The sequence below is a fragment of the Psychrobacter sp. H26 genome, assembly GCF_059073035.1.
In genome coordinates, this window is sequence record NZ_JCACRW010000001.1 from 2,551,332 (window position 1) to 2,577,874 (window position 26,543).

28 protein-coding genes are annotated in these 26,543 nt (G+C 44.7%); 13 read left to right on the plus strand and 15 right to left on the minus strand.

The features are described from left to right. The first annotated feature begins 105 nt into the window (after positions 1 to 105). Positions 106 to 486: a ribosome hibernation-promoting factor, HPF/YfiA family gene (hpf, locus tag AC5JPT_RS10595; protein ID WP_319051195.1), complete on the plus strand. Its 381-nt coding sequence runs from the start codon at positions 106 to 108 to the stop codon at positions 484 to 486. Between the two features lie 279 nt (positions 487 to 765). On the opposite strand, the gene thiS is transcribed toward hpf, so the two are convergent. The 4 genes from thiS to AC5JPT_RS10615 form a co-directional block, all read right to left on the minus strand. Then, on the minus strand, positions 766 to 966 hold the full coding sequence (thiS, locus tag AC5JPT_RS10600) for a sulfur carrier protein ThiS (protein ID WP_319051194.1): 201 nt from the start codon (positions 964 to 966) through the stop codon (positions 766 to 768). 136 nt (positions 967 to 1,102) lie between these two features. Then, a complete protein-coding gene (locus AC5JPT_RS10605; RefSeq protein WP_493858061.1) occupies positions 1,103 to 1,477 on the minus strand; it encodes a DUF423 domain-containing protein in 375 nt (124 codons plus the stop codon). A 24-nt stretch (positions 1,478 to 1,501) separates the two neighbouring features. Then, positions 1,502 to 2,392, minus strand: a complete 891-nt coding sequence (gene rpoH / locus AC5JPT_RS10610) for an RNA polymerase sigma factor RpoH (RefSeq protein ID WP_319051242.1) — start codon at positions 2,390 to 2,392, stop codon at positions 1,502 to 1,504. A gap of 214 nt (positions 2,393 to 2,606) precedes the next feature. Then, entirely contained in the window at positions 2,607 to 3,071 is a 465-nt protein-coding gene (locus AC5JPT_RS10615; RefSeq protein WP_493858062.1) for a sulfurtransferase TusA family protein, read from the minus strand. Positions 3,072 to 3,448: 377 nt separating this feature from the next. Here AC5JPT_RS10615 and AC5JPT_RS10620 point away from each other — a divergent pair, with 377 nt between their 5' ends. Beyond that, positions 3,449 to 5,014 (plus strand): M48 family metalloprotease, encoded by a 1,566-nt coding sequence (locus AC5JPT_RS10620; RefSeq protein WP_493858063.1) that lies wholly within the window; start codon positions 3,449 to 3,451, stop codon positions 5,012 to 5,014. Between the two features lie 78 nt (positions 5,015 to 5,092). Here AC5JPT_RS10620 and AC5JPT_RS10625 read toward each other — a convergent pair whose 3' ends face one another. Beyond that, positions 5,093 to 5,542, minus strand: a complete 450-nt coding sequence (locus AC5JPT_RS10625) for a GatB/YqeY domain-containing protein (RefSeq protein WP_493858064.1) — start codon at positions 5,540 to 5,542, stop codon at positions 5,093 to 5,095. 204 nt (positions 5,543 to 5,746) lie between these two features. Then, positions 5,747 to 5,962 (minus strand): 30S ribosomal protein S21, encoded by a 216-nt coding sequence (rpsU, locus tag AC5JPT_RS10630; RefSeq protein ID WP_110921885.1) that lies wholly within the window; start codon positions 5,960 to 5,962, stop codon positions 5,747 to 5,749. Positions 5,963 to 6,354: 392 nt separating this feature from the next. Here rpsU and AC5JPT_RS10635 point away from each other — a divergent pair, with 392 nt between their 5' ends. The 4 genes from AC5JPT_RS10635 (at position 6,355) to crcB (ending at position 8,928) form a co-directional block, all read left to right on the plus strand. Then, the gene (locus tag AC5JPT_RS10635) at positions 6,355 to 6,714 is read left to right on the plus strand and encodes a hypothetical protein (protein WP_493858065.1); all 360 of its coding nucleotides are present in this window, start codon (positions 6,355 to 6,357) and stop codon (positions 6,712 to 6,714) included. A 20-nt stretch (positions 6,715 to 6,734) separates the two neighbouring features. Continuing rightward, positions 6,735 to 7,217 (plus strand): c-type cytochrome, encoded by a 483-nt coding sequence (locus tag AC5JPT_RS10640; protein ID WP_493858066.1) that lies wholly within the window; start codon positions 6,735 to 6,737, stop codon positions 7,215 to 7,217. A 236-nt stretch (positions 7,218 to 7,453) separates the two neighbouring features. Beyond that, a complete protein-coding gene (tsaD, locus tag AC5JPT_RS10645) occupies positions 7,454 to 8,512 on the plus strand; it encodes a tRNA (adenosine(37)-N6)-threonylcarbamoyltransferase complex transferase subunit TsaD (protein WP_493858067.1) in 1,059 nt (352 codons plus the stop codon). Between the two features lie 44 nt (positions 8,513 to 8,556). Next, complete coding sequence (gene crcB / locus AC5JPT_RS10650) at positions 8,557 to 8,928, plus strand: fluoride efflux transporter CrcB (RefSeq protein WP_493858068.1); 372 nt, start codon at positions 8,557 to 8,559, stop codon at positions 8,926 to 8,928. A 217-nt stretch (positions 8,929 to 9,145) separates the two neighbouring features. Here the strand turns inward: crcB and AC5JPT_RS10655 are convergent, their stop codons facing one another. Then, positions 9,146 to 9,595, minus strand: coding sequence for a hypothetical protein (locus AC5JPT_RS10655; protein WP_493858069.1), 450 nt, complete (start codon positions 9,593 to 9,595; stop codon positions 9,146 to 9,148). Positions 9,596 to 9,752: 157 nt separating this feature from the next. Here AC5JPT_RS10655 and AC5JPT_RS10660 point away from each other — a divergent pair, with 157 nt between their 5' ends. Further along, positions 9,753 to 10,190, plus strand: coding sequence for a hypothetical protein (locus AC5JPT_RS10660; RefSeq protein WP_493858070.1), 438 nt, complete (start codon positions 9,753 to 9,755; stop codon positions 10,188 to 10,190). Positions 10,191 to 10,467: 277 nt separating this feature from the next. Here AC5JPT_RS10660 and AC5JPT_RS10665 read toward each other — a convergent pair whose 3' ends face one another. The 4 genes from AC5JPT_RS10665 to potA all read right to left on the minus strand — a co-directional run bounded on the left by AC5JPT_RS10665 (position 10,468) and on the right by potA (position 14,399). After that, positions 10,468 to 11,358, minus strand: a complete 891-nt coding sequence (locus AC5JPT_RS10665) for a LysR family transcriptional regulator (protein ID WP_493858071.1) — start codon at positions 11,356 to 11,358, stop codon at positions 10,468 to 10,470. Positions 11,359 to 11,473: 115 nt separating this feature from the next. Beyond that, positions 11,474 to 12,280: a spermidine/putrescine ABC transporter permease PotC gene (gene potC, locus AC5JPT_RS10670; protein WP_493858072.1), complete on the minus strand. Its 807-nt coding sequence runs from the start codon at positions 12,278 to 12,280 to the stop codon at positions 11,474 to 11,476. Continuing rightward, entirely contained in the window at positions 12,280 to 13,158 is an 879-nt protein-coding gene (gene potB, locus AC5JPT_RS10675) for a spermidine/putrescine ABC transporter permease PotB (RefSeq protein ID WP_493858073.1), read from the minus strand. Before potB ends, potC begins: the two co-directional genes overlap by 1 nt. Continuing rightward, positions 13,158 to 14,399 carry a spermidine/putrescine ABC transporter ATP-binding protein PotA gene (gene potA, locus AC5JPT_RS10680; RefSeq protein ID WP_493858074.1) on the minus strand — a complete coding sequence of 414 codons (1,242 nt, stop codon included), beginning with the start codon at positions 14,397 to 14,399 and terminating at the stop codon, positions 13,158 to 13,160. The genes potB and potA overlap by 1 nt, the downstream gene beginning before the upstream one ends. Before the next feature lie 413 nt (positions 14,400 to 14,812). Here potA and AC5JPT_RS10685 point away from each other — a divergent pair, with 413 nt between their 5' ends. The 4 genes from AC5JPT_RS10685 to AC5JPT_RS10700 all read left to right on the plus strand — a co-directional run bounded on the left by AC5JPT_RS10685 (position 14,813) and on the right by AC5JPT_RS10700 (position 18,438). Next, positions 14,813 to 15,451: a carbonic anhydrase gene (locus AC5JPT_RS10685; RefSeq protein ID WP_319051178.1), complete on the plus strand. Its 639-nt coding sequence runs from the start codon at positions 14,813 to 14,815 to the stop codon at positions 15,449 to 15,451. A gap of 153 nt (positions 15,452 to 15,604) precedes the next feature. Beyond that, complete coding sequence (gene gloA / locus AC5JPT_RS10690) at positions 15,605 to 16,168, plus strand: lactoylglutathione lyase (protein WP_493858075.1); 564 nt, start codon at positions 15,605 to 15,607, stop codon at positions 16,166 to 16,168. Positions 16,169 to 16,247: 79 nt separating this feature from the next. Further along, the gene (locus AC5JPT_RS10695) at positions 16,248 to 17,222 is read left to right on the plus strand and encodes a mechanosensitive ion channel family protein (protein ID WP_443525278.1); all 975 of its coding nucleotides are present in this window, start codon (positions 16,248 to 16,250) and stop codon (positions 17,220 to 17,222) included. 85 nt (positions 17,223 to 17,307) lie between these two features. Continuing rightward, positions 17,308 to 18,438: a hypothetical protein gene (locus AC5JPT_RS10700; RefSeq protein WP_493858076.1), complete on the plus strand. Its 1,131-nt coding sequence runs from the start codon at positions 17,308 to 17,310 to the stop codon at positions 18,436 to 18,438. A gap of 74 nt (positions 18,439 to 18,512) precedes the next feature. Here the strand turns inward: AC5JPT_RS10700 and AC5JPT_RS10705 are convergent, their stop codons facing one another. The 3 genes from AC5JPT_RS10705 to ribA all read right to left on the minus strand — a co-directional run bounded on the left by AC5JPT_RS10705 (position 18,513) and on the right by ribA (position 21,091). Further along, complete coding sequence (locus tag AC5JPT_RS10705; RefSeq protein WP_493858077.1) at positions 18,513 to 18,986, minus strand: c-type cytochrome; 474 nt, start codon at positions 18,984 to 18,986, stop codon at positions 18,513 to 18,515. Between the two features lie 397 nt (positions 18,987 to 19,383). Beyond that, entirely contained in the window at positions 19,384 to 20,370 is a 987-nt protein-coding gene (gene hemF, locus AC5JPT_RS10710) for an oxygen-dependent coproporphyrinogen oxidase (protein WP_493858468.1), read from the minus strand. A gap of 31 nt (positions 20,371 to 20,401) precedes the next feature. Further along, on the minus strand, positions 20,402 to 21,091 hold the full coding sequence (gene ribA / locus AC5JPT_RS10715) for a GTP cyclohydrolase II (protein WP_493858078.1): 690 nt from the start codon (positions 21,089 to 21,091) through the stop codon (positions 20,402 to 20,404). Positions 21,092 to 21,684: 593 nt separating this feature from the next. Here ribA and dxs point away from each other — a divergent pair. Together dxs and AC5JPT_RS10725 are read left to right on the plus strand one after the other, a co-directional pair. Next, positions 21,685 to 23,739, plus strand: coding sequence for a 1-deoxy-D-xylulose-5-phosphate synthase (gene dxs, locus AC5JPT_RS10720; RefSeq protein ID WP_493858079.1), 2,055 nt, complete (start codon positions 21,685 to 21,687; stop codon positions 23,737 to 23,739). A 351-nt stretch (positions 23,740 to 24,090) separates the two neighbouring features. Continuing rightward, a complete protein-coding gene (locus AC5JPT_RS10725; RefSeq protein ID WP_319051171.1) occupies positions 24,091 to 24,918 on the plus strand; it encodes an inositol monophosphatase family protein in 828 nt (275 codons plus the stop codon). A gap of 97 nt (positions 24,919 to 25,015) precedes the next feature. On the opposite strand, the gene AC5JPT_RS10730 is transcribed toward AC5JPT_RS10725, so the two are convergent. Then, the gene (locus AC5JPT_RS10730) at positions 25,016 to 26,449 is read right to left on the minus strand and encodes a WS/DGAT/MGAT family O-acyltransferase (RefSeq protein WP_493858080.1); all 1,434 of its coding nucleotides are present in this window, start codon (positions 26,447 to 26,449) and stop codon (positions 25,016 to 25,018) included. Positions 26,450 to 26,543 lie beyond the last annotated feature (94 nt).

Sequence of the window (26,543 nt, forward strand, 5' to 3'; positions counted from 1 at the left end):
ACATTTTACTAGAGACACTAGTATAGTAATTGGTAAGGCAAGGTGAAAAGAGCAGGAATGCGACTTCATCTGTTGAATGTAAGTTACAACTAAAAGGACAATAATATGAATGTTTCTATCAGTGGTCACCATATCAGTGTTACCGAAGCTATGGACACAGCAGTTCGCGAAAAGCTTGAAAAAGTAGAGCGACACTTTGATCAGATACAGAGTATTAAGGTGATATTATCGCTAGACAATAGCGGCGCAAGTGATGGTGGTAAAAAGAGCCATAAAGCTGAAGCAATTATGCGCGTCTCAGGTCAAGAAATGTTCGTCCAAGCATTAGAAGATGATATGTATAAAGCCATTAACGAGATGGCAGACAAACTTGATAGACAAGTACGCAAGTATAAAACCCGTCAAGAGCGCAAAAAGACTCAGGGTGCCGGACGAGATGGACGTTATCAAGACATCAGTCCAGCTGAAGCAGTACCAGCTGCCTAGTCTACTAATAAGTAGGGTTAGTTGAGTAGCGAATAGTCCTGCTACAGTTTCGTAAGACTAAAATATAATAAATTAGGAAAATAAAATAAGAAGTACGATAAACAGCTGCTCCATTAAGTAGCGAGCCAGTTAAATAGCAACTTAATGAAAAATCAACAACTAGTGATTTAACAAAGAAAAAAGACCTCAAACGTTTGATACGTTGGGGTCTTTTTTAGTACTGATATCAGAGTTTTAGAGTTGACGAGGGATGACAGTAAACCATAGTACAAAAACTTTCTAACCACCGCCAACAGCTTGCACTACTTCGATATTCATTCCTTCTACGATGTGTAGTTGGGCAAGTTCACTTTTTGGTATCAAATCACCGTCAACTTCGACGGCATAACGCCCTTGACTAAGCCCAAGTTCGTTGACGACCAGTTGTACAGTCTGATGAGTGGTTTGTAGACTTCTACCATTAACAGTAATGGTGCTCATATTAAATGCTCCCTAATGATTTAAGATTCCTTTTGTATCGTTCTATCTTTGCGATTGACGAGCGACTGTCTGGATAGTTGCTCATAGTATCGGCAAAATCTATTGTATAGACGACGAACTGAAGACGAACCCTAGATTAACGCGCGACATCGTTGGATCGAAACGCAGAGACTGCAAGCCATAACCAGCCAGCTATCATAAGTATTCCGCCAATAGGCGTGATCGCGCCAAACCAAAGTGGCGCACCAAGGGTCATAGCATATAGGCTACCAGCAAAGATGATAACACCACTCTGTAGTAACCAAGCCGTTGCCTGAGTGATATACCTCAATCGTATCAGCAGGCCAACAAACAGTAGTCCAAGCGCATGTACAAACAAATATAGCGTAGCCGTATGCCACCATTCGAGCTGTTGCTGGCTGGCTATGTCTTTTAAGCCATGAGCACCGAATGCACCCAAAGCAACAGCAACGGCCATATTGATCGCCGCAATACCAATCCAATTCAACATGACACAACTCTTATGATCATAAGACTATTGAATATCATCTGGTAAGATAACACTATCGATAGTCATGGCATCGCGGATTTTGTCCATCGCATTTTTCTCAATCTGACGCACGCGCTCAGCTGAGATAGAGTAGACCGCTGCCAGCTCATGGAGCGTGGATTTTTGCTCAGAGAGCCAGCGCTGCTCAACGATATCACGTGAACGGTCATCCAATGTACCCATAGCAGCGATTAGCGCTGACGAGTTGTTTTCTTCCCAGTCTTCTTCTTCTAGCTGTTCAGCAGGATCGATACCATCTTCCAAAAACAGCTGCGGTGCATAGCGACCGTCATCATCATCACTTGACTGCGCTTCAAATGAAGCATCGTAAGAGGTAAGACGTGACTCCATCTCTAGCACCTGCTTACGTGTGACATTTAAGTCATTAGCGATTGCGTCTGCTTCTTCTAGTGTCAGCTGGTTGTTGGTCTTTTTTAGGCTACGTAAATTAAAGAACAATTTACGATGGGCTTTGGTCGTCGCGACTTTTACAATACGCCAGTTGCGGATCACAAATTCATGAATCTCAGCTTTGATCCAATGTACCGCAAAAGAAACCAGACGCACGCCTTTATTAGGATCAAAACGTTTGACCGCTTTCATCAGTCCTAAGTTGCCTTCTTGGATCAAATCAGCTTGTGGTAAGCCATAACCTGAATAGCTGCGCGCAATATGAATCACAAAACGCAGATGCGACATCACCAGTAGACGCGCTGCCTCGACATCACCTTCATCATAATAGCGATGGGCGAGTTCTTGTTCTTGGACAGGGGTCAAGATAGGAATTTGATGCACAGTATTGATATAAGCACCCAAATTCACACCTGGCGCTGACAAATGCGTTGGCATCGCAGGCACCAAATCACGTGTATTCATATCACCTAACGTACTGGCATCATAAGGAGGACGCTGTGCAGCTGCTTTTAGTGCAGCATCGCGCGCATCGTTTTTTATAGGAGCTGAGCCGTCTTTTTTATTCGCATTTGCAGCATCAGAAGTAGTAGTAGCCATATTCTTGACCTTGGTTAAATAGTTAAGCAAACAGTCAGATAAAAATCTCTATAGTTATAATTGTAAAGGACAGCAGCGTTTAGTTGCTATCAGTTTTGGTAATGATGAAGTGATATATTGTAGCGAAACGCTGTAATGATGTGCTATCACCTGTCAAATCCGTAACGTCATTGACCATCAGTTTCAGGTCATCAGATGATTGTACTTGCTGGCTTTGTCGGCAAAACGCTGTGATATCAGCTTGTGAGTTGGGATCCGTTGCGACGATATATAGTGACTCACCGATCGCCACATTACGTAGTGCAACTTTAGTTTTCAATAAAGGCATCGGGCATGCAAGACCGCGACCATCAACAAAGTTTCTGATATCTAACAAAGGTAGAGCACTATCCACATCGCTTTTAGAATGATCTGCGATACTATGACTGGCTGGCAATAAATCTAATAGACGAGTCATTTCTTGTTGTACGGCATCGGACAAATCCGTTGATAAGCAAATAGCGTATGATCCTTGCGTGATGAGTGATTGGCTATCAGCGGACATAGAACAAACCTTGTGAATATTATTATTTTTTCATTAACAGATGAGCTGACAGTGCGCTTTCAAAATGGCTCTCTCAAATATACAAATCATGAATGAGAGTTCACTGTTGCGTTCCATTATACCAAATAGCCGATGTATAGTTGTATTTGAATATAGTCAACGTCATATTCGGTTCTCTAGAATCACACAATCATGTTGCACAATAGTGACGGGTCGCTAAGTTATTGGTAGTCAAATGAATAGTAGAATTGACCTGATAGGAACAAGCTCGTATAGTCGAAAAGACGCTATAAAAAATACGATAGGAAATACGCTTGCACTACATTGATAGCAAATCGTCGCGACTCGACAAAAAATATAAACGCTCAAAGACCAAGTTGACTACCAGACACGTCATGAGATTGAGCCTGTCAGTGGCTTTACTAGCGACGTCGACAGGTGCTCATAGTAATGACACCCAAATGCTGTCATTTGGAGAGTATGCGGGGCAAACAATAGACTCACGAGCATTAGAACTACCCAATTTGCGCGGGCAGGGACTAAGCTTTTCTGAGCAGTATCAAAACAAAATGCTTGGTGAATGGTCGCTACAGAATATTAATGGCCGTGTCAAAATGGAGCACGATCCATGGGTACAAGAAACGGTAAAAGACATGACGTGGCGACTGAACGCCCAAGCACGTCAGCAAGCACCGCTTGGTTTGGTAATTCTTGATAACCCTAGTATCAATGCTTTTGCGGCACCTGGTGGGGTCATAGGTATCAACACAGGGACGATATTGGCTGCTAATAGTATGGATGAGCTGGCAAGTGTCATAGCCCATGAAGTGGCGCACATCAGTCAACGTCACTATGAGCACGGCGCAGACGAGCGCAAAAAAGCGTTGCTGATGCAAATAGGGGGTATGTTGGCTGCGATCGCTGCATCAGCCGTCGATGGCGATGCCGCTGCGGCTGTCATGGCGGGTAGCCAGACGGTATCTATGAATAGCAGTATGGCGTTTAGTCGAAACAACGAGCGCGAGGCCGATCGAGTAGGGATGCAAATTATGACCCAAGCGGGCTATGACCCTCGAGCGATGCCGCGGTTTTTTGCCACGATGAATCAGCAAAGCCAGCTCAATCAGGTTGAAAATCGGTTCTTGCCCAGCTTTGTGCGCTCGCATCCGCTCAGTGGTGAACGCTTAAGTGAGTCGCAGAGCCGTGCTGGGCAGTATCCTACGTTGTCACTGAGTCAGCAGCAGCGCCATCAGGCATTGTTTGATCTGCTCTATTGGCGTGTACAAAGTACCGGCAAGCATGCCTCTGAAGTGACGCTCACAACCGCTGCCAAAAACAGTCTGGGAGCCAAGCTGGCATTGATGAGGTGGTATGGCGAGCAGCAGCGCTTTCAAGAGGCTAATAAGGTATTGGCTGAGATAGATAAACTCCCTGTGCTTCAGCGCCAAAAACTAGAGCCTTTACTATCAATTGCCCATAGTGAGCTACTCAGTGAGCAAGGCAAATGGCAGCAAGCGGTAGATATTTTAGAGAGTCAGCAGCGGCTCTATCCTGAGCGCCGTGACCTGCGTCTTTATTTGGCAGAAGCGCTCACCAACAGTAATAAACCGACACAAGCACAGGCATTGCTAAAACCACTTACAACGCAGCAACCAAGCGATCGTTATGCGTGGCAAAGCCTACAGCTGGCTAATGAAAAGCTTGCTAAAACCACAACGTCTCCGACACTGGCAAACATCGCGACCATTAATGCATTGCGCTATCGCAGTTATGATCAGTTGTGGAATGGACGTTATGAGAGTGCGCTCACCTCACTGACGCAAGCCAAGCAGTTGACTGAGAATTTGCAAACCACAGCGCAAGCCAATAGTGTGCGTCCGTTACTGGCCACTATCAACGCAGAGATCAAAGCAATAAAAACCGCCAAAGACTTTGAGCCTTAGGCGGTTTCAGTTTTGTCGAATTATTTTTGTATGATGTTACGTATCATACTTATCAATGCTCACAGTGCAAGCAAAGCTTTAGCCTTGTAACGTCTCTTTGACCATTTTAGAGATTAGGGCAGGATCAGCACGGCCAGCGGTTTTATTCTTTAATACACCCATTACGTTACCCATATCGCGCATAGAGGTGGCACCTTGCTCTTTGATTTCGGCATTGACCAACACCATGATCTCATCATGACTCATTTGCTGCGGCATAAACTCATTGATAAGATCAATCTCAAACTGCTCTTTTGCCGCTAAATCATCACGGCCATTTTCTGTAAAAATAGTGAGCGATTCTTGACGTTGTTTTAGCTGCTTTTGTAGTACCTCTAGTACTTGTGCGTCATCGAGCTCTGTCTGACGATCGATCTCGATCTGTTTAACCACTGACTGTACGTTGCGTAGTACTTTAACGCGCTCAAGCTCACGCGCTTTCATAGAAGTTTTGATACTGTCTGACAAAGTCTGTTTAAGTTGGCTCACTGCTATTATCCTTATTGATTTGTTAACTGCTGTTTATTAGATAGTGTTTAATTAAATTTTGGGGTAAAACCTGCTGATAGCGGGCTTTGATAAAAAGTGGCGTCAGCAGTAATAACAAAAATTGTAGCATAAAAAACGCCACTGATATCGATGGATAACAGTGGCGTTAGTGTAGCGCTTGTACTTAACTAATCAGATTATTGATTAGTACATACGAGTGGTACGAATAGTTTCGCGTTGTAACTTCTTCTTATAACGCTTTACGGCAGCAGCTTTTTTGCGCTTACGTACTTGCGTTGGTTTTTCATAAAACTCACGCTTACGTACGTCTGATAATACACCAGCTTTTTCACAAGAACGTTTGAAACGACGGATAGCGATATCAACTGGTTCGTTTTCTTTAACCTTAACTGCAGGCATGAAGACTCCTCGATTAGGATGAGATATAAGGGCATTAGTTTGGCTGTGTGTTAGTATTTAGCCGTAATATCTCAAGATTACTGGCATCAGCTCAAACTAGGACAATTCTCACGCATAAGTGTGAGGGCAAGTATTTTAATAAAAAATACCAACAAAGTCAATGATTTTAACGATTTATTGCTTATAAGCTATTTATAATTTCATATATGTTCTTTATATAAGTCAGTCTATAAGATCCGCTGCTTTAATTTATCATGCTCATACATGAGAACTCTCTAGAAATAAAAAGTCCTTACGGTCTATAACGGTTTAGTAGGAGTTTATGCTATGATAATTTCCATATTATAGTCAGCATATAAACCGTTTTATGTGTATTTTATTGAGGATTTGGCATGAAAAAGACAGCATTGAGCATGGCGTTTATTCTAGCGTTAGGTGCAGGCGTAAGCGCTTGTAGTGGCGGCGAAGAGCACGAAGAAGTACTAGCAATCGATCGCGTTGATGAAGCTGCTGAGCTTGCAATCAAAAATGGACCACCTGCTCAAGAGATGGAGTTCCCAGAGACGGCACCAATGCCAGCGACTGATGCAGCCACGACAGACGCTGATGGGACAGCGACTGCCGAAGCGGGAATGGCTGACGCTGATATGGCAGAAGCGGCGACTACAGATGGCACTTATACCGAAGCGGCACCCACTGATGAAAGTGCTGATATGGCAACGGAAGACGCAGCAGCCACACCTGCTGAATAAGCCAATTGAAAGGTCAGGTCATGATTGAGATACAGCAGCATATAAATACGCTGAGCTTGTCTGCAATTAGTATAAGCGTATTACTGGCATTAAGCGCTTGTAGTAGTGACAATGAGACGGCGACAGCACCAGTAGAGTCTGACGCTACTGAAGCAACAGTGGCAGCCGATGCAGCAGTCACTGATATCACTGACGATATCGATCCTGCAGAACAAACAACAATGGCAGAAACTGATGTCACTGCTGAGCAAGAAGTTCTGACTGCAAATTCTGGTAGCGCGCTGTATGAATCAAATTGCAAGGTTTGTCATACTGCTGGGTTACTTAATGCGCCAAAATATGGCGATAAAGCAGCTTGGACGGCTCGTTTGACCAAAGATAAAGAGGTGCTATATATGCACTCGGTCAAAGGTTTTAACAAAATGCCGGCTCAAGCGGTAGATGGTGTGACTGAGGAACAAGTCAAAGCGGCTGTTGATTATATGCTCGCGTCAGTAAGCTGATACGGTAGATATAGCATATATCAGCTATTGAAATTTGTTAAAATGACCGTCATTGTGACTGACAATGGCGGTTTTTTTATGCCCATTTTTATTCATATCACTCTCAGACGTTCGACTGGCTGTGTGTCACTTATCTTATTTACTATTGACAGTTTTAGAGTGATATAAAACCAAAGCGGTATAAGACAAAGACGCGACGAAAAGTAGTCCGAAAATAAAAGCATAAAGGCAAAAGTATGAAGGTATTGGGTTTAGAGACCTCTTGTGATGAGACGGGGCTAGCGATTTTTGATAGCGAGCAGATCAACAGCGAGAACCAAGGGTTGGTTGGTCAGGTGCTGTACTCACAGATTGAGCTGCATGCGCTCTATGGCGGCGTTGTACCTGAGCTTGCCAGTCGCGATCATATTCGTAAACTGGTGCCATTGCTCAACGAGCTGCTTGAGCAGTGCAATATGAATAAAAGCGATATCGATGCGATTGCCTATACCAAAGGGCCAGGGTTGATCGGTGCTCTAATGACGGGTGCGTTGTTTGGGCGTAGCTTGGCGTATGGTTTGGATATTCCCGCGATAGGTATTCATCATATGGAAGGGCATTTACTTGCGCCGCTTATGGGTGCCAATCCGCCCGCTTTTCCATTTGTCTCCCTACTGGTATCTGGTGGTCATACCTTACTTATTGCCGCTCATGGTGTGGGGCAGTATGAGATCTTGGGTGAGTCGATCGATGATGCAGCAGGTGAGTGCTTTGACAAAGCTGCCAAGATGCTGGGTCTACCTTATCCGGGTGGTCCTAATATTGCCAAGCTGGCAGAAACTGGCGATCTTGATGCTTATGCACTGCCAAGACCGATGCTCCATCGAGGTCTAGACTTTTCATTTAGCGGTATGAAAACAGCGGTACATAATTTGATTAAAGACACACCACTGTCTGGTGGTTCAGGCAATAGTACTGATAGTGATCCACAAGTCCGTGCCGATATCGCCGCTAGTTTTCAGCATGCGGTAGTCGATACACTGGTAAAAAAATGCGTTAAGGCCCTTAAGCAAGCAGATATGAGCCGTCTGGTCATTGCAGGCGGTGTCAGTGCAAATACCCATTTGCGTGAGATGCTAGAAGCTGAGCTGGCTAAGATAAACGCGACGGTCCACTATGCACCGCCTGCGCTATGTACTGACAATGGTGCGATGATTGCTTATGCAGGGTTTGAGCGCTTGCAAGCTGGTCAAGCAGATGACCTAGCGGTTAGCTGTATTCCGCGCTGGCCGATGACAGAGTTGCCATCTGTATAGTTGAGTATTTAGCCCAACACGTTTACATGAATTAAGGACATTCTATGCAGTGGCTTGCTATCGGTTTGGGAGCAGCGTTCGGTGCTTGTCTGCGAGCATGGCTATCGCGCTTCAACGCCCTGCATGGTTGGATACCACTCGGTACGCTGGGCGCCAATATTTTGGGCGGACTATTAATTGGGCTTGCGCTAGTATGGTTTGAGCGCATGGGCAGCAACTTATCTGAGCATGTGCGCGTGTTTGTGATTACTGGGTTCTTGGGCGGATTGACTACTTTTAGTACGTTTAGTGCAGAAGTGTTTGGCTTTATTCATGACGGGCGGCTGCTGGCAGGCTTAGCGCTCATCGGTTTGCATGTCGGACTGACATTATTGGCAACCGCAATTGGTTTTTATTTCTTTAAGGTCGTACTTTGAGCTTTTATCTATATTACCTGCTTGATCGGTGGTCTGATTTAAGTAGTCACCGAAATACAGTCTGTTTTAAATGGTCTGTTAATAGATTTGAGGAGTGAGATAGTTGGTTCCGTTGGGGGATAGTCAAAGTTTCTTGCTATATATTCTGATGAGTTGAACCCAAAATACATGCTTTGATTTAGACGTAATCAATTAGACAGTGCAGTTAATTTCGAGCTTAACTTGTGACTTTTTCAAGAGGCATAGTCTTCAATTCTATTGTTTTGCATTCAAAAACTATTTCTGTATCACCTAATAAAAATAGTGAATGTATAGTATTATTATCAGGCGTTACGTCTACTTCATGTGCCATTATAGTCATTGGTAATATTTGACAATTAATATCAACATTTATAATATCAGAATAGATGATTTCTATTAAATCTTTGCCATATCTTTGCTCGATCTTCAACGATATTTTATCGTGTTCTAAATCATAATAAATCGACTTGACTATGCCTTTATTAAACGTCTTCTCTCTATTATCTATTCCATTTAAATCATTTGATAAAATCGGGCTTAAATCTTTCCTACTTTTAAGTATCTCAGGTACTACTTCATCATAGTAGTACGTAAAATACCAAGTATGCTCTCCATAAGAATTTACAAAGTGTTTGATATGTTTCATTATAACTGTCCTTACATCTGACCCTACCGTTAATCTCGTAGGAATTAACTTGGGAAATTTTAATCATACAGCTCGATGCCTGTATAGCGCACTGAACATATAATAATGACTCATGGATTGGATATACTACTCTGGAAATGAGTTTAGAGACTAAATTATGTTTAAAGAAGAGTTAATGAAATTCTTATTGTCTACCGAGAGCTTTAATGAGCTTGACGAATCGTATATGTCTGACTTTGATTTTAAGCATGTTCAGGATATTAGTTATGAGCAGGGCTATCCTATGCTGATTGACTGTTGCGAGGTCTGGATACAATATCCGGAGTATACTTGGGAGTTAATAGATATTATGGGTAGTATAAAAAATATGATATCAACTAATACATTCCCAGATATTTTTATTGAGAACAAGCAAAATATCTTAGCTATCTATTTTGATACTGAAAATAGAGTTCGAACCCTAATTAGTAGAGTTCACGAAAGTGATAATGTTGATGAAAAGTTAATTGAAAGCTCTATAGAGTCAGGAATTAAGGATGAGAAACTTATGTTTGCTGGGCTTTTCTACCGCTCTAATATTAACTGGTCTGTTTAAACAGTGAGATGCTTGCAAATATATCCCTAAAATCCTTTTTGTACCCGTAACAATACTTATGATGAACAAAGATGATGTTATCTATTATCGAAGGCTCATTGCATGTATACAACGAAGTACACTGCGACTAACTAAACAACGCAATATACCGATATTATTGACCTACAGCCTAAGATTCAAGTCCTCACTAGGGAACCATCATTTTCCCTAACGCCTATCATAACGTAAGAAAGCGAACAGTATTTCATAACCAAAAAATGTAATAAACAGTGAAATATTAAACTGGCTTTACGATCCCTTCCAATAAATTGGCAAAGCCCTGCATATAAGCAATATCTTGACTAGAAGTACGTGTCGCCGCATACAACTGACAATGTACGCCATCACCTAATGGTCGTGAGACGACCCAGCCTTTTTTCTCATATTCAGTCACCACCCAGTCGGGTAGTGCCGCTACGCCGCGCTCGCTTGCAACCAACTGAATCAGCATCGCGGTCAGCTCTGTCGTACGGACATTCTCAAAGCTTACTTGTGCTGGTGTCATAAAGTTGGCAATGATATCGAGGCGTTTTGCTTCTACGGGATAGGCAATAAGCGTCTCGTTGGTCAAGTCATCTGGCTCGATAAAATCTTGCGCTGCCAAATCATGTGTTGGTGACAGCACCAAACGGCTCTCATACTCAAATAGTGGCTGATAGCTGATACCGTCGAGCGGCAAATCACTGGTGGTAATGAGCAGGTCAATATCACCTTCCATCAAGAGATGATGCGGCTCAGGCTCAAACCCTGTGGCAAAGTCGAGCTCGACATCCGACCACTCACGGCGATAGTGATTGAGTATCGGCATGAGCCAATCAAAACAACTGTGACACTCTGATGCCAGTCGCAACCGACCTGCTTGGCCGTGTGCTAAGCGTTTGAGGTTGGATTTGGTGCGGGTTACTTGTGGCAGGATATTGTCTGCTAATGATAAAACCGCCTTACCCGCTGGAGTAAAGCTAAGCGGACGAGTTCGGCGATTGACCAAGCTGATATCGTAATAGTTCTCAAGCTCTTTTAATTGATGCGAAACGGCAGAGGCGGTGACGTGCAGCTCGTCTGCTGCTGCCGCAAGTGAACCATGCGCACGCAGCGCGGTTAATGTATTAAGATGACGCAACTCAAGCATGATATTACCCAACCGCTACCGTGAGAAAAATTCATTATAGTCAATATAGCGCTGACTTTCACTCATAGTCCATCAGTAATGAGTAGTTAATGAGCAATTAATAAGCAATCAACATTTAGCGCTTACGTAATAACAGCTGTGAGATAACCACCAATACTAGTGAAGCAACCAACAATAATGTCCCTATCGCATTGACCTCTGGCTTGAGTCCTACACGTACCATAGAATAAATACGTAGCGGTAAAATCTCATAGCTTGGCCCTGTGACAAAAGTCGATACCACCACATCATCGAGCGATAAGGTAAAAGCCAGCAACCAACCCGCCATAACCGCTGGCAAAATCACAGGAATCAGTACCGTGCGCACCATCGTCGATTCACTGGCACCCAAGTCACGTGCCGCTTCCATCAAGCGCTCATCTAAGCTGTTCAAACGCGCAAAGACAGTAATGACGACAAAGGGTAGGCAAAAGGTAATATGAGCCAATAGCAGTGAGACAAAGCCCAATTGCAAACCAATCAGTAAGAACAGTGCTAATAACGAGATAGCCAATACAATCTCAGGCGACATCATCAGCACAAATAGCAGCCCATTTAGCAAGCCTTTACCACGAAAATTATAACGGTGTAGCGCCAGTGCGGTGAGCGTGCCTATCAAGGTTGAGACGGTAGCGGCCACCAGTCCTAGTACAATAGAATGCCAAAACGCATCGAGCATCGCTTGGTTGTTAAATAGCGACTCGTACCACTTTAAGCTAAAACCGCCCCAGTTATAACCGATTTTTGACTTATTAAATGACATCACTACCAAGACAATGATAGGTAGATATAACAAGGTATAAATAAGTCCGAGATAGCCTTTGGCAGCGATACTGCCGATTTTCAGCTTACGAGTTGTTTTGTTTGGTGAGCTATAAGACATTAGGCCACCTCATTAAAATCAGTTTTGCCAATACGGCGGCTACTAGCACGGTAAGCCAGCAGTAGTACTGCCATCGCAAGCGTCAATAGCACGCTCGCCGCCGCACCAAAGGGCCAGTCGCGGGCGTCCAAAAACTGGTTTTTGATGATATTACCGACCAGTAAGTTACGTGAACCGCCCAAAATATCTGCCACATAAAACATACCCATCGCCGGCAAGAGCACGAGCAGTACGCCAGAGATGATGCCCGGTGTCGTTAAAGGCAGCACCACGTGCCAAAAGGTTTGCGTTTTCGTAGCGCCCAAATCTTGTGAGGCCAGCAGCATATCATTGCGCAAATCGGTAAACACCGCATATAACGGCAATACCATAAAGGGGAATAACAAGTACGTGAGGCCTGCAATCACCGCGCCTTGTGTATATAAAATATCGATAGGGGTATCGATCACACCGATGGCGAGCAGCGACTTATTAATCAAGCCATTATTAGCAAAGAGCAGTTTGAGCGCATAGGTTCGTACCAAAGAGTTGGTCCAAAATGGCAGTATCAATAGCAGCATAAGTAGCGGTTGCCATCGTACTTTCACCCTAGATACTAGCCACGCAAAAGGGTAGCCCAGTAGCAAGCAGATCACCGTTGTGATACCTGCCATCCATAATGAATGGACAAATACCTCAAAATATAACGGATCAACCATGCGCACATAGCTGTCGATACTGATAGGCAAACTAATAAAATCGCTACTGTCTCGGGTCAAAAAGCTGACCGCGATTACCAATATATTTGGTAGTAGTGCAAAAATAAGTAACCAGCCCCAAATCAGCCAGAGCGTGACCGTACGAAATGGACTTTTGCTGCTTAGGTGATTGCGTGCCATCAGCTACCATCCTTGTGTGCAGTCGAATTATGTACATGGTCAGTATCATCTGGCAATACCCACTCCCAGCCATCGACCCATGAGACTTTTACGCCTTCGTTCAGTTTATAATCAAAGCTTGGGTCATCTTCATCAAAGAATTCAGAGGCCTTGATGATATGACCATTGGCCAATTCAATAATAGAATCTAAGGTACTGCCTTTATAGTTACTTTCGATGACGCGGCCTACTAGTCCGTTATGTTCACTGTCTTTTGGATCATAGATACGCAGATCTTCAGGGCGTAGTAATAAATTGACAATGTCGCCCACTTGCACATCATTAGCAAAATTGGGTCGACGCAGATTACGCCGCGTGGTTGGTCCCTCTTGTGCCTGTGCTTCACAGACTTCGACCTCAATGCGCCCATTGGTCACGTTGCCATTGCGATCTGGCTGGTCTGGATAGACACCTTTGACTTCGGCTCTAAATAGATTGGTCTCACCAATGAATTTGGCGGTAAACAAATTGGCGGGGGTTTCATAAATCTCGATAGGCGTACCGATTTGTTGGAACGTGCCATCTTTCATCACTGCGATACGATCTGACATCGACAACGCTTCTTCTTGATCATGGGTCACAAACACAAAGGTAATGCCCAGCTCGCGCTGCAAGCGCTTTAGCTCAGACTGCATTTGCAACCGCAGTTTGTGATCGAGCGCGGATAGTGGCTCATCGAGCAAGAGTAGCTTAGGTCGATTGATCACCGCGCGCGCGATTGCCACGCGTTGCTGCTGTCCACCAGACAAATCCTGCGGTTTGCGGTTGGCTAAATGCTCCAACTGCACCATGGCCAACATCTCATTCACCCGCGTTTTAATTTCATCTTTCGGTACTTTTTTTAGTGTCAGTCCATACGCGACATTTTGCGCGACGCTCATGTGTGGAAACAATGCGTACTGCTGAAAAACCGTATTGACCGGACGCTTATCAGCAGGCAAGCCTGCCATTTGTACGCCATCCAAGTGTATTGCGCCTGCATTTGGTTGCTCAAAACCAGCAATCAAGCGTAGCAATGTGGTTTTGCCACATCCTGATGGGCCCAGCAGCGTCAGAAACTCACCATGCTTAATATCAAGGTTGATGTCTTTTAGCACTTCGGTTTGATCGTAGGTTTTTTTGAGACCCGTTATTTTCAGTAGTGTCTTGTCATCATGAAGAGACGCAGAAGTAGTGTGCGTGTTTTGAGATGGGTCGGTCATAATATCTGTTCCTAAGCATCCGATATAGTAGCTGGCGTGGCCATCGAGGTCGCTCGCTGTCATCAAAAAACTGGCAGGAGCGTAAGCACGATTTGATTACTGTTTGATTGTTGCCTGATTCCTGCACATTATAGCAAACCCTTGATGCAAATCAGTGCAAGTTCGTTATCAGTGATGCGAGCCTTACCGCTATGACAGCGATAAACACGGCGATGTTTCCAGTGATATGTGCTCTATATAATGACATTTAAACAAAGTTTTTTATCATTTTTTGGCTGTTATTCCTATACAATCACAGTATGGCTGACAAACATCATGCACGTGATAAGCTGGCAGTTGTGCGTATACCCATGTTTGAATATATATGTAAAGCCACTCATAACTCTCATATTATTGATAATAAAGGATCTCTCATGCCTAACGATACACGTCCAACAACCGGTCAAGAAGCGCTTGAGCTGTTAAAAGAAGGTAACGCACGCTACGTCGATAGCCTTACCAGTACCGATGAATATATGCAGCGCCGCCCAGAATTGGTCAAAGACCAGAATCCATTGGCCATTATTTTGGGCTGCTCGGATGCACGAGTACCTGTTGAGATTGTCTTTGATCAAGGCTTGGGAGACTTGTTTGTCATACGTGTTGCGGGCAATGTGGTGGCGCCCTCACAGATAGGCTCAATCGAGTTTGCAGCAGAGGCTTTTGGTACACAGTTGGTGGTTGTGCTTGGACACTCCCAGTGCGGTGCGGTTACCGCTTGCGTTGAGACTTTGATCAATCCTGAACAGAATTACTCGCCTAACTTACAGTCTATCGTTGATCGCATTCGTCCAAGTGTCTATAACTTGCATGAATTGGCGACTGCCAATGGTCAATCTGTCGATGCAGATGAGCTGGTCGATCGCTCTATCCGTGCCAACGTACGTATGTCCGTCAGTCAGCTAAAGCATGGATCACGTGCATTAGAGGACCTGACCAATAGTGGTAAGCTGCTCGTCGTTGGGGCTGAGTATGATTTGGCAACAGGGAAGGTCAAATTCTTAGACAGCTAATATTTGCTTAAATATGAACATACTTTGTTCATACTCTTACAAAACCCTATCACTTATTTTGCTATTTTTTATTATGATGAGAGGGATGCGCGAGTCATGGCAGCCGAGTCTCGCGCAACCATAAATCTATTATTGAATTACATTAGGATAATTATGTCTACTCCCTCTAATAATAATGACTCAATTATAAACCAGCCAGCCAGCAGCGTTAGTACTGATGGCGTTCAATCAATCTCCGCGCAAACGACAGGGTTTACCTTTAACCATACGATGCTACGTGTCAAAGACCCTGCCAAATCACTAGAGTTCTATACGGGCGTTCTGGGTATGACACTGCTTGCGGTCAAAAAGTTCCCTGATATGGGGTTTGATTTGTATTTCTTAGCAAAATTGACGGAGAGCGAGCGTGAAAACCTACCATCTGGTGATGATTTAGAAATTTTTGCGTTCCGTCAGCGTGGTATTTTAGAGCTAACCCATAACTATGGCACTGAGACAAAGCCAGACTTTAGCTACCATGATGGCAATCAAGACCCGCAAGGCTTTGGTCATATTTGTTTTAGCGTACCGAATTTAGAAGAGGCGGTTGCTTGGTTTGATAAAAACGATGTCGAATTCAAGAAACGTCCAGAAAATGGCAGTATGAAAAACATTGCCTTTATCAAAGATGTCGATGGCTACTGGATCGAAATTGTACAAGCTGATTTGATGTCGTAATTGAGATATTGTGATTGGCAATGCAGCCAGTTGTTTATCCCTTAAACACGCGCTAAAACAATAATAGGAGTAACCCTTTATGCCCACCCCTGATGTGAGTCGCATATCGAACACGCTAACCGATGGTGTGACCATCTATCAACAAGTGGTCTATACCACGCAAGATTTGGCGAGCGGCTTTATCGAGCGCATTCCATACTTTGTAGCGGCGCTTATTGTTCTGGGTATTTTTTGGCTATTGTCTATTGTATTCAAAAAAGTGGTACATAAAATACTAGGCGCGCGCGTGCGTCATCAAAACTTGGTAAAGGTGTTCCAGCGGATAGGCGGGGCACTTATTTTGTTTATTGGCTTTATGATTGCCATGGTCGTTGCTATTCCAGGATTTACGCCTGCTAAGCTCATCGGTGCGCTTGGTATCGGTTCGGTTGCGATTGGTTTTGCCTTCAAAGACATTTTCCAAAACCTACTCTCTGGTATTTTATTACTGATATCAGAGCCATTTCGTATTGGCGATCAGATTGTCTCAGGGGACTACGAAGGTACGGTTGAAGATATCAAAATTCGTGCAACGACCATTAAAACGTATGATGGTAGGCAAGTGGTTATCCCAAACTCGGAGCTGTATACCTCGGCATTGACGGTTAATACTGCTTATAAACAGCGTCGTCTACAAGTGGCGGTTGGTATTGGTTATGAGGATGATATCGAAACCGCAAAAGCTGAGATTCTGCAAGCGCTAGACAAAGTCAGTAGCGTGTCAAAGAAGGCCACACCTAGCGTGATTGCGACAGGGTTCGGTGGCTCGTCTATGGATCTGATGGTACGCTGGTTCATCGAAGATGGCACGCAGGCCAACAAAGTCACCTCGATTCATCAAGTGATCGTCGAGATCAAAAACGCTCTTGATGCAGCAGACATCAATATCCCGTTCCCAATCCGCACGATAGATTTGAGCGACCCTTCAGTAAAGTCTATTGTTAAGCAAATAAACGAGCAACAAGGTGAAGACGCTAACCACACTAACGAAACCAACAAACCGGTGACCGAGTAGCTTGGCTGGTACAGAGTTCTCATTTGACCCGCTGCATCCCTCAGTGACCGATAGAAATCTCGCTGTCGGTATTATGAGGCTCGATATGGCTGGACAAGAAAGTGATGGTGCTTTCAATGAACTGACGGCGGCGGCAACCGCTACCTTCAGTCAGATCGTCCAGCAGAATCTAGCGGTACAGGTCGAATCCTTTTCTTTTGTAGGTCCTAGTCTTAACTCAAGCGAAAACGGTTATTTGGCGCTTGATTTCATTCAAATTGGCATTAATGAGAAAACCGAACGCAAAATCGCTTTTTTGCTTATCGTTACGGACGTAGAGGTTGCAGCAGCGTCGATGTCCTATCTCTTAGCCCTTCCTTCACAAATCACCAATGTCGCTGTGATCTCAACGCGCCGTTTGATCGCCTACGGAGAAGACAGCACTCCTAAGCCAGCGCTACGTACCGAGCGTTTAGCCAGCCTCATGCTGCATTGTTTTGGACGGCTACTCAATCTCAACTACGCGGACACACCAACCAATTATATGGCACGCGTCCAAGTGCCCCATGATCTTGATACCATGCGGCACTTCACAAATACACAGTATCAGCAAATGAGTAAAAACTTGCCGCGAGAGGCTAACGATCGTTACTCTGAAGGCAGCAAACTTGCTTTTATTATGCGGCATGCTTTCGGTAATATTCCACGTATTCTTCGCGGGGCTATTCGCGCCAATCCTTTGCGTATCGCTACCAAACTGCCAACCATGATCGCAACCGCGCTATCAGTGATTATTGTGCTCATCTTCGGTGGTGAGACTTGGGACTTTGCAGCCTCGGTCTCTTATAGTCAGTTGATGATATTTGTAGCAGCAAGTTTTTTGGCAGCCACGTTTGTACTGTACCGCGCTTTTTCCTTTCGGCTAGTATCCACGCGGCGAGGGCAGACGTCAGAGAGCTCAGTGGTCACGGCTGGAGCGACTTATGTCGCACTGATGCTGACTTTGATCTGTCTGTTTTTTATGTTTGGTGTGCTCATGTATGGTGTGGTGGTCTTTGTGTTTCCAGACCCATTGATGAGTACATGGACCTCTGACAAGGATGGCGCAACCTTTGCAGCTCACATGCGTCTAGCGGCTTTTTTGGCAGCTGTAGGGATACTATCAGGCTCGCTAGGTGGATCAGCAGACTCGCGCTCTGTGGTCCGCAATGTACTGTTTGCGGCTGACGAAACTTAATTTCAAAAACGAAAAAACCACGCTATCTTTGATAGGGTGGTTTTTGTTTGGCTATTTTTTATGAGTGCATAGCGTTAGTCATTTTTTGCTCTAAATTCTGTGTGGCACGATTTGCAGCTTGCACCCACTTCACCAAAAGCAGGCTGAACGTCACTGGCGCTAGTAGCTGTCTGTGCAGCAGCGCTCAGATCAGCAGTCACTTTTTGGAAATTATCGGCTTCAGCACTGAAGCCATCAGCATTTGACCAAACGGCTTCAGTCGCGTTACCCATAGATTCCTGGTTTTCAAAATGACTCCAAGGACTTGAAGCGTCTTCTGCCAAAAATGCGGCTTGTTCTTTGAACACTGCAGCATCGAATGTGTCAGGTGCTTTGACCATATCACCCATGACGCCCATCGCATCGCCCCAGCTTTTCATACTGTCTTGTCGTGCTTTGATATCAGAATCATCTGCTGGACTGCTACAAGCGGTTAAACCTAATGCAGCTGCCATCAAGGTGATGCCGAATAAAGACTTTAAAGATTTGTTGGTGTGAACCTGTGCCATATGACTTACTCCTTTAAACTTGGCCAATCGCAGACGTCATTGTAAACGCTCACTTTGCCTAAAATATTATTATAAAAATACTGCCAAAAATTCTTTTATGTACAGTGACCGTCAAAGAACTTCTCTTATTGTAGCCGTTATCTGCAAAATGGTGATGATATAGTTGTTATATCCTCGTAAGCGTTCAGGTTATTGTGAAGATATTTAAGACGTGTGGACTCAGTGCTCAGTTGTTTTGTTTTTATACTTTTATTTTTTGCTATAAAAACGCAATAACGTTCACGATAAATAGTAATCTTTAAACGAAAAAAGTCAGCTATTGCAGCTGACTTGATGGAAGTTCTCTAAAAAAACAGAACTCCTGATAATGATGATAGCAAGTACTGACAAATACGAACTATTTATGGACCTCTAATGCCAGCCAATTACGGGGCTTCAGATAATAGTCAGTCAACTCAAACTCAGGCGTGCCTTCAGCAGGCTCGAGGCGATAATGCCAGCTAGCAAGTGGCGGCATACTGACTAGTATAGATTCGATACGTCCATTACTTTGTAATCCGAACAACGTCCCACGATCGTAGACAAGGTTGTATTCAACATAACGACCACGACGATAGAGCTGAAATTCACGCTGCTCATCAGTATAAGGAGTATTTTTACGCTGCTCAAAGATGGGCATGATGCCGTCAAGATAACCATTACCAACTGCTTTCATAAAGTCAAAGCAAGTCTCAAAGTCCCAGCCGCGACTCTCGGTACTGACGTCATCATAAAATAAGCCACCGATACCGCGTTGTTCATCGCGATGACGCAGATGAAAATACTCATCGCACCACTGCTTGAAATCAGCATAAATATTGTCACCAAATGGCGCACACAGATCGTAGCAGACCTGATGCCAGTGCACGCAGTCTGCCAAAACAGGATAAAAAGGGGTCAAATCAAAACCACCACCAAACCACCAAATAGGCGCTTCGCCTTCTGCTTCTGCCACAAACAGACGTACATTGGCATGGCTGGTCGGTACATTAGGGTTTTTGGGATGGACAACCAGTGATACGCCCATTGCTTGGGCTTTGCGGCCAGCGATATTAGGATGACGTGCCGTCGCTGAGGCTGGCAGATTGTGGACATGAATATGGCTGAACATCACGCCTGCTTTTTCGATGACCGCGCCGTCGGCCAACACGCATGACCGACCGCCACCGCCTTCCGCACGCTCCCAGTTATCAGGGACGAAGGTGGCATCGCCGCCACCATCACGCTCTTGCGCTTCTAGAGAGTCACAAATACGCGCCTGCAAATCAACCAAAAACTCACGCACTCGCATGATGTCGCTGTTGGTTGGCGTGGCCACTGAGGCGATCTTGGGCAAGTCTGTCATGTTGTCTGTATGTGAAATACTCATAAGCTGTCTATTTATTCAGGTGTATGGCTGTATTAAAGTCTTTGTCGAGACTGAGGTCTTGATCCAGCAGATGTCCCATTCTATCGCGTTTAGTCGCTAGGTATTCAGCATTCATGTCATTGACGCCAACGAGCATGGGCACACGTTCAACGACATCGATACCGTGCTCAGTCAGATAAGCAACCTTATTTGGGTTGTTAGTGATGAGTCTCACAGCGTCAACGCCGATATGTGCCAGCATTGGCCCGCACATGTCATATATACGCGCATCAGCAGGCAGTCCTAACATAAGATTGGCATCTAGCGTGTCGTGTCCTTGGTCTTGGAGGGCATAAGCACGAATCTTATTGGTCAGACCGATACCGCGACCTTCTTGACGCAGATACAAAATAGCACCGCACCCAGCTTCTTGTATCGCTTGCATCGCGCTATTGAGCTGCGGACCACAGTCACATTTCAATGAGCTAAAGGCATCACCCGTCAGACATTCAGAGTGAATACGAACCAGTGGAATTGGAGAGTCCGAGTCAGTATTACTTGAGCGCTGTACAGTCGTGCTGCTAGTCTTTTGATCGACCGCAGACAGACCAGCAGTCAACATCACATGCTCTTGACCCTCGTCGTTCTCAAAGATATGAATATCAAACTCGCCGTGACGAGTTGGTAATTTGGCACTAGTGATAAATTGATATGACATTGCTGTCCTGCATAAGCCTATAATCGTGGCGGTAAAGCGTCTGTGATGTCTGTATTAAAAGAGCGACGATATCCTAACCCATATAATTTGGCTAAGGTATTATCAGTATACTCTGTTCGTAAAGAGCGCATGCTTATTGTATTTATTATAAAAACACACAAAGTTCACATACGACGCACGATGATTAAAGCGACAATTAAAAAAAAATGCTATTATGCCATACTATTTTGACGGATACAGTGACAAGTCTATACCCTTACATTACTATGTCGTCACTAACATCCGATATTGATGCAAACTAATAGGGCATAATAACAGTCTCTAACATAGCTTATAACACAGTCCCTAGCGGTAAAGCACACAGTATCAACGCACCACGCAGTATCAAACACGTAGTCTTAAAGCATGGTCTACCTTGGTAGTAGTGTGCTGATGGTATACGTAGCGCAGCTATATACAAGTAAAAGTTGCATGAATAATTATATGGTCGATTACATCAATAATGATGTAGATATTATTGGCGTTCCTTGGTTGTAGTCTTAACTATACTAGAGGCACGTCTTGTCAGCAGATTGGTAGGTATCGTACGGTTTATGCAGCAGTCACCTCACTCCCCAAAGTCTCAGTCCCTATCTGCATCAGTATCTGATCCTGCTGCCCAGCTATCGAGCTTACAGCAGACTTATACTGTGATTCCACGTGTACGCCCTAATACGCCATTGCTTGATTCGATAGACTCTCCCTCTGATATGAATACGTTGTCATCAGCTCAGCTAATTACGCTAGCTGATGAGCTGCGTCTTTTTTTGCTGTATTCAGCCGGTCAGAGTGGGGGACATTTTGGCGCTAATTTGGGTGTGATTGAGCTGACCATCGTGTTGCATTATTTGCTAGATATGCCGCAAGATCAGATTGTATGGGATGTGGGGCATCAAGCCTATGCGCACAAAGTATTGACTGGTCGCCGTGATCAGTTGGCGACCATTAGATCTAAAGATGGTCTGACGGCATTTCCTGAGCGCGCTGAGTCTGTTTACGATACTTTTGGCGTGGGGCATTCATCGACCTCTATCTCAGCAGGTCTGGGCATGAGTCTAGCGCTACGCTATCAAGGCCGAGCACAAACGGTTGCTTGTATTATTGGTGACGGGGCAATGACAGGCGGTATGGCGTTTGAGGCGATGAACGATGCCGTACAACAAGACGCTGATCTACTGGTGATCTTAAATGATAACGACATGTCGATATCTTGTTCTATCGGTGGGTTTTCGCGACATCTAGCAATGCTGTGGGAGTCAGGCTACCAAGTCGATATCTCTGAGACGGGCAAGCCGGTGCTGTGTAAGCGCCCTGATATGCAAGCATTTGATCGCCGTAAACGTCACAAAGAGATGCGTGACGTACCGATGTTAGAAGATAACTTATTTAAAGCCATTGGTTTTACCTATTTTGGTCCATTCGATGGGCATGATATTCCTGAACTCTTGCGAGTATTGTCACTAGCAAAGCAGATCAAAGGCCCAGTCTTGGTACATATATATACCACCAAGGGCAAAGGCTTTGCGCCAGCAGAATTAGATCCGGTTGGTTATCATGCGATTAGTAAGCTACCCGCCGAGAGTCATGATGACACGCCAAGCGAGTCTATAGAACCAACTAAACAATATGCAAAACCTACGCTGAAGTACTCGCAAGTATTTGGCAAGTTCTTATGTGATAAAGCGGACGAGGACAATAAGCTGTTGGCAATTACGCCTGCTATGGAAGAAGGCTCAGGGATGATTGACTTTGCTCGTCATTTCCCAGAGCGTTTTTTCGATGTGGCTATCGCTGAGCAACATGCGGTCACGCTAGCTGCGGGTATGGCAACCCAAGGCGTTAAACCCATTGTCGCGATCTACTCAACGTTTTTGCAGCGCGGTTACGATCAGCTGATTCATGATGTGGCTTTGCAAAATCTTGATGTGATGTTTGCCATCGATCGAGCAGGATTAGTTGGTGAAGACGGTGCTACGCATGCTGGCGTGTTTGATTTTGGGTTTTTGCGTGGTATTCCTAATGTCATCATTGCAGCACCAAAAGATGAGAACGAGTGCTACCATCTGCTCAATACCTGCTATGAATACCAAGGCTGCACTGCTGTGCGTTATCCGCGTGGCACGGGTACTGGCGCTGCTATCGAGCAACCAGCACAAATTTATAAAATTGGTGAAGCGGTTGTCGAGTCAGTCATTGGCAACGATGATGCGCCTCATAAGCTTGCATTACTGGCATTTGGTACGATGGTGGCAACAGCACAGCAAGCAGCTGAGAGCATAGCCATCGACACCACGCTGGCGTGTCAGGTACATGTGATCAATATGCGCTGGGTAAAACCTCTAGATACGGCGATGATTGAAAGATTGTTGGCGCAAGGGGTAACTCATATTGCAACGCTAGAAGAGCACATGGTTATGGGCGGCGCAGGTAGCGCGGTAAATGAGTATTTACTCAATGAATCTACAGCCTTCAAACGTCAGCGCCCGTCAGTTAGTAATATAGGTATTTCTGATCGCTTTATCGCTCACGGCTCACAAACAGAGCAATTGGCAGACTGTGGTCTAGACGTCGCTGGTGTGATAGGGCAGCTCAAGCAGCTCTTGTCATAGCACGGATTATTTCATTCTATGATTGTGTCACTCAATACTTTAAATATACATTGAATGACATAGATATTAGCTCTCTAAACAGAGCAAACGCCTGCTAGCCGTAGGTGCTAACTTTTTTACAACTTGCGCAGTGTCTGTGGCTACCAAAACATTGGTATCGTCAGCGTAATGGTTTTTTCGTTTTTATCGAACAATTTTAGTATAATGCGATTGTCGTTTATGAATTTTTATTTATAAAAGGCACGTTTTTAAATCGCATAGATGTGGTGTGATGCGGCGGCTGTTTGGCATGTTGTGGGCACAGAGTTGGTCTTATTTTTTATATTCATTCATCAAGCAAATAGGTTATTTATGGAACCCATGGTCGTCATCGCAGCGCGTACTGCTGAAAAAGTTGGTAAAGAGATTTTATATGCGCATCAAAACCGCCACAAAATTGAATTAGATATTGAGTCTAAAGGACTTGATGGTCTGGTCACGCGTATCGATCGCTTTAGCGAAGAGCTCACAATCGAGACGCTAAAAGCCAGCTACCCTGATCATTCGTTTTTGGGTGAAGAGTTTGGTATGCAAGAAGGTCGCGGTGAAGATGCTGATTGGTGCTGGATTATCGATCCACTAGATGGCACCAAAAACTTTGTACATGGTGTACCGCAGTTCTGTGTATCTATCGCCGTACAGCACAAAGGCGTCACACAGCATGGTGTGGTCTATGATCCTGTCCGTGATGAGATGTTCTCAGCGAGCCGCGGTAAAGGCGCACGCTTGAACAATCGCCGTATGCAAGTGAGCGAACGCAAAACGATCGATGGTGGTTTCTTTACGACCGGTCATCCGCTTGAGCGTAAGCGTAATGGCGAAGTGGTCTCTTTTGCTAAACAGCACTTTGAGAGCTTACAAAAAGTATCTGAGGCAGGTGGTCAGGTACGCCGTATGGGTTCAGCTGCGCTTGATCTATGTTATGTAGCGGCTGGTCGTTTTGATGGTTATTTTGAGATGTCTATCAAGCCTTGGGATATCGCAGCAGGTGAGCTGATTGTGACTGAAGCACGCGGCGTTGTGGTTGATCACACGGGCGCGCACAACTCTATGACGTCAGGTTCTATCTTTGCTTGTAACGTTAAGCTGCTAAAGCCATTGATGCAGACAGTCGTGCCAATCTGGGGCGACGCTATCTAAGCGGAGATTAAATGCGTAACTATCTAGCAGATAGCTATGAGCACTTGATTATCTGAAAAGCAAAAGCTGTTATCCAAACAACAAAAAGCTGGTTCCGTTATGGAGCCAGCTTTTTTGTTTTATCCTTATAGCTACTTTTGTCTTCAACAGTAATGCCTTTAAACGCCATCTCTTTACTGGTGGTCTCAAGCAGTTGCAATTCTTCTTCTATCAGCATCAGCATGTCCTGTACACGCGGTAAGGCTTTGCTACATGCAGTAATGCCAAACTCAATCCTATCTAAATAACTGGCTAAGGTAATATTCATGGCTTGACCATTAAATACGATAGAAGCGGGGTACAACGATTGTAAGCGTGCGCCGTTCCAGTAGAGGGGTTTCTCAGAGCCTGGAACGTTAGAAATAATTAGGTTAAATGCTTGTTTTTTAGGGAACAGCCCAGTCGCTAGATTAATACCTTCCCAAGCGTATGAGACGATACTGTAGTTAATGACTTGCGCTTGATTCATACGGCGAAAGCGGCGCTTGCCATTATTCATACTACGGTGGATCAGCTCTACTCTGCGCATCGGATCGTCTAAATGCGTGCCCAAGTTTGCCAATATAAATGACAACTGATTGCCCGATATGCTGTTGTCAGTGCGTAGTGACATGGGCACAAAAGCAATGAGAGGCTTGCTTGGCAACGCATCCATGGATATCAGATAACGACGTATAGCCCCAGCACAGACGGCTAGAACCACATCATTTCTACTGATTTTGAGTCTGTCAGCAATCATATTGAAGCGCTGTATATCATAGGACTGCGCCGCGATTCGGCGCGATGCTGATATACGCTTATTTAAGATACTCATCGGCGCATCAAACGTACCGACATAGCCTTCATCACCGTAGTTCTTGAGGTTATCTACCAACTCTGTAAACACTGGTTTGATGGTTGATATCTGCTCTTTTAAGATCTTTTTGATGGATCTTTCGGCAGGCAAGATAGCGTTGACTTGGTTACGGTGGCGCGCCATCAGTGACCACACGGGTAGCGTGACAGGCTCAGCAGGAGACTGTGACAAGGATTTTTTGACCAGACGCATCGCAGCGATACCATCAACGAGTGAGTGATGAATCTTAAAATACCAAGCAAATCGTTCAGGACCGCCTTCTACCTCTGGCTCAATCCCTTCAATGATATGACATTCCCACAGAGGCATCGCCCGATCTAGTAGCCGTCCATGCTCTCTTGACACATACATCAACAGCTCACGAACACGCCCAGGACTTGGAAGTGCGACATGATGAAAATGGTGCTCCACATCGAAATCTTTGTCTTTTTTCCAAAACACCAAATGCTCTAGCACCTGATTAAACGGGAAGCTTGGCGGTACATCAGAGTTTTGCATTTGCTGTACCAGCTGATAGACAAAATCACTATCCGCACCTTCTGGTAATTCAAATAAAAACAATCCGCCAACATGCATGGGCTGTTTACGCGACTCAAGAAGTAAGAACAACTGGTCGACTGCTGTGAGAAGTCGCATAATAAATCCTTTTATGACGATAATGAATAAAAAATTATAGCTGACAGAGCGCTGACCAAGTAGTCTTTCTGTCTTATTATTTTATAATTGGTCT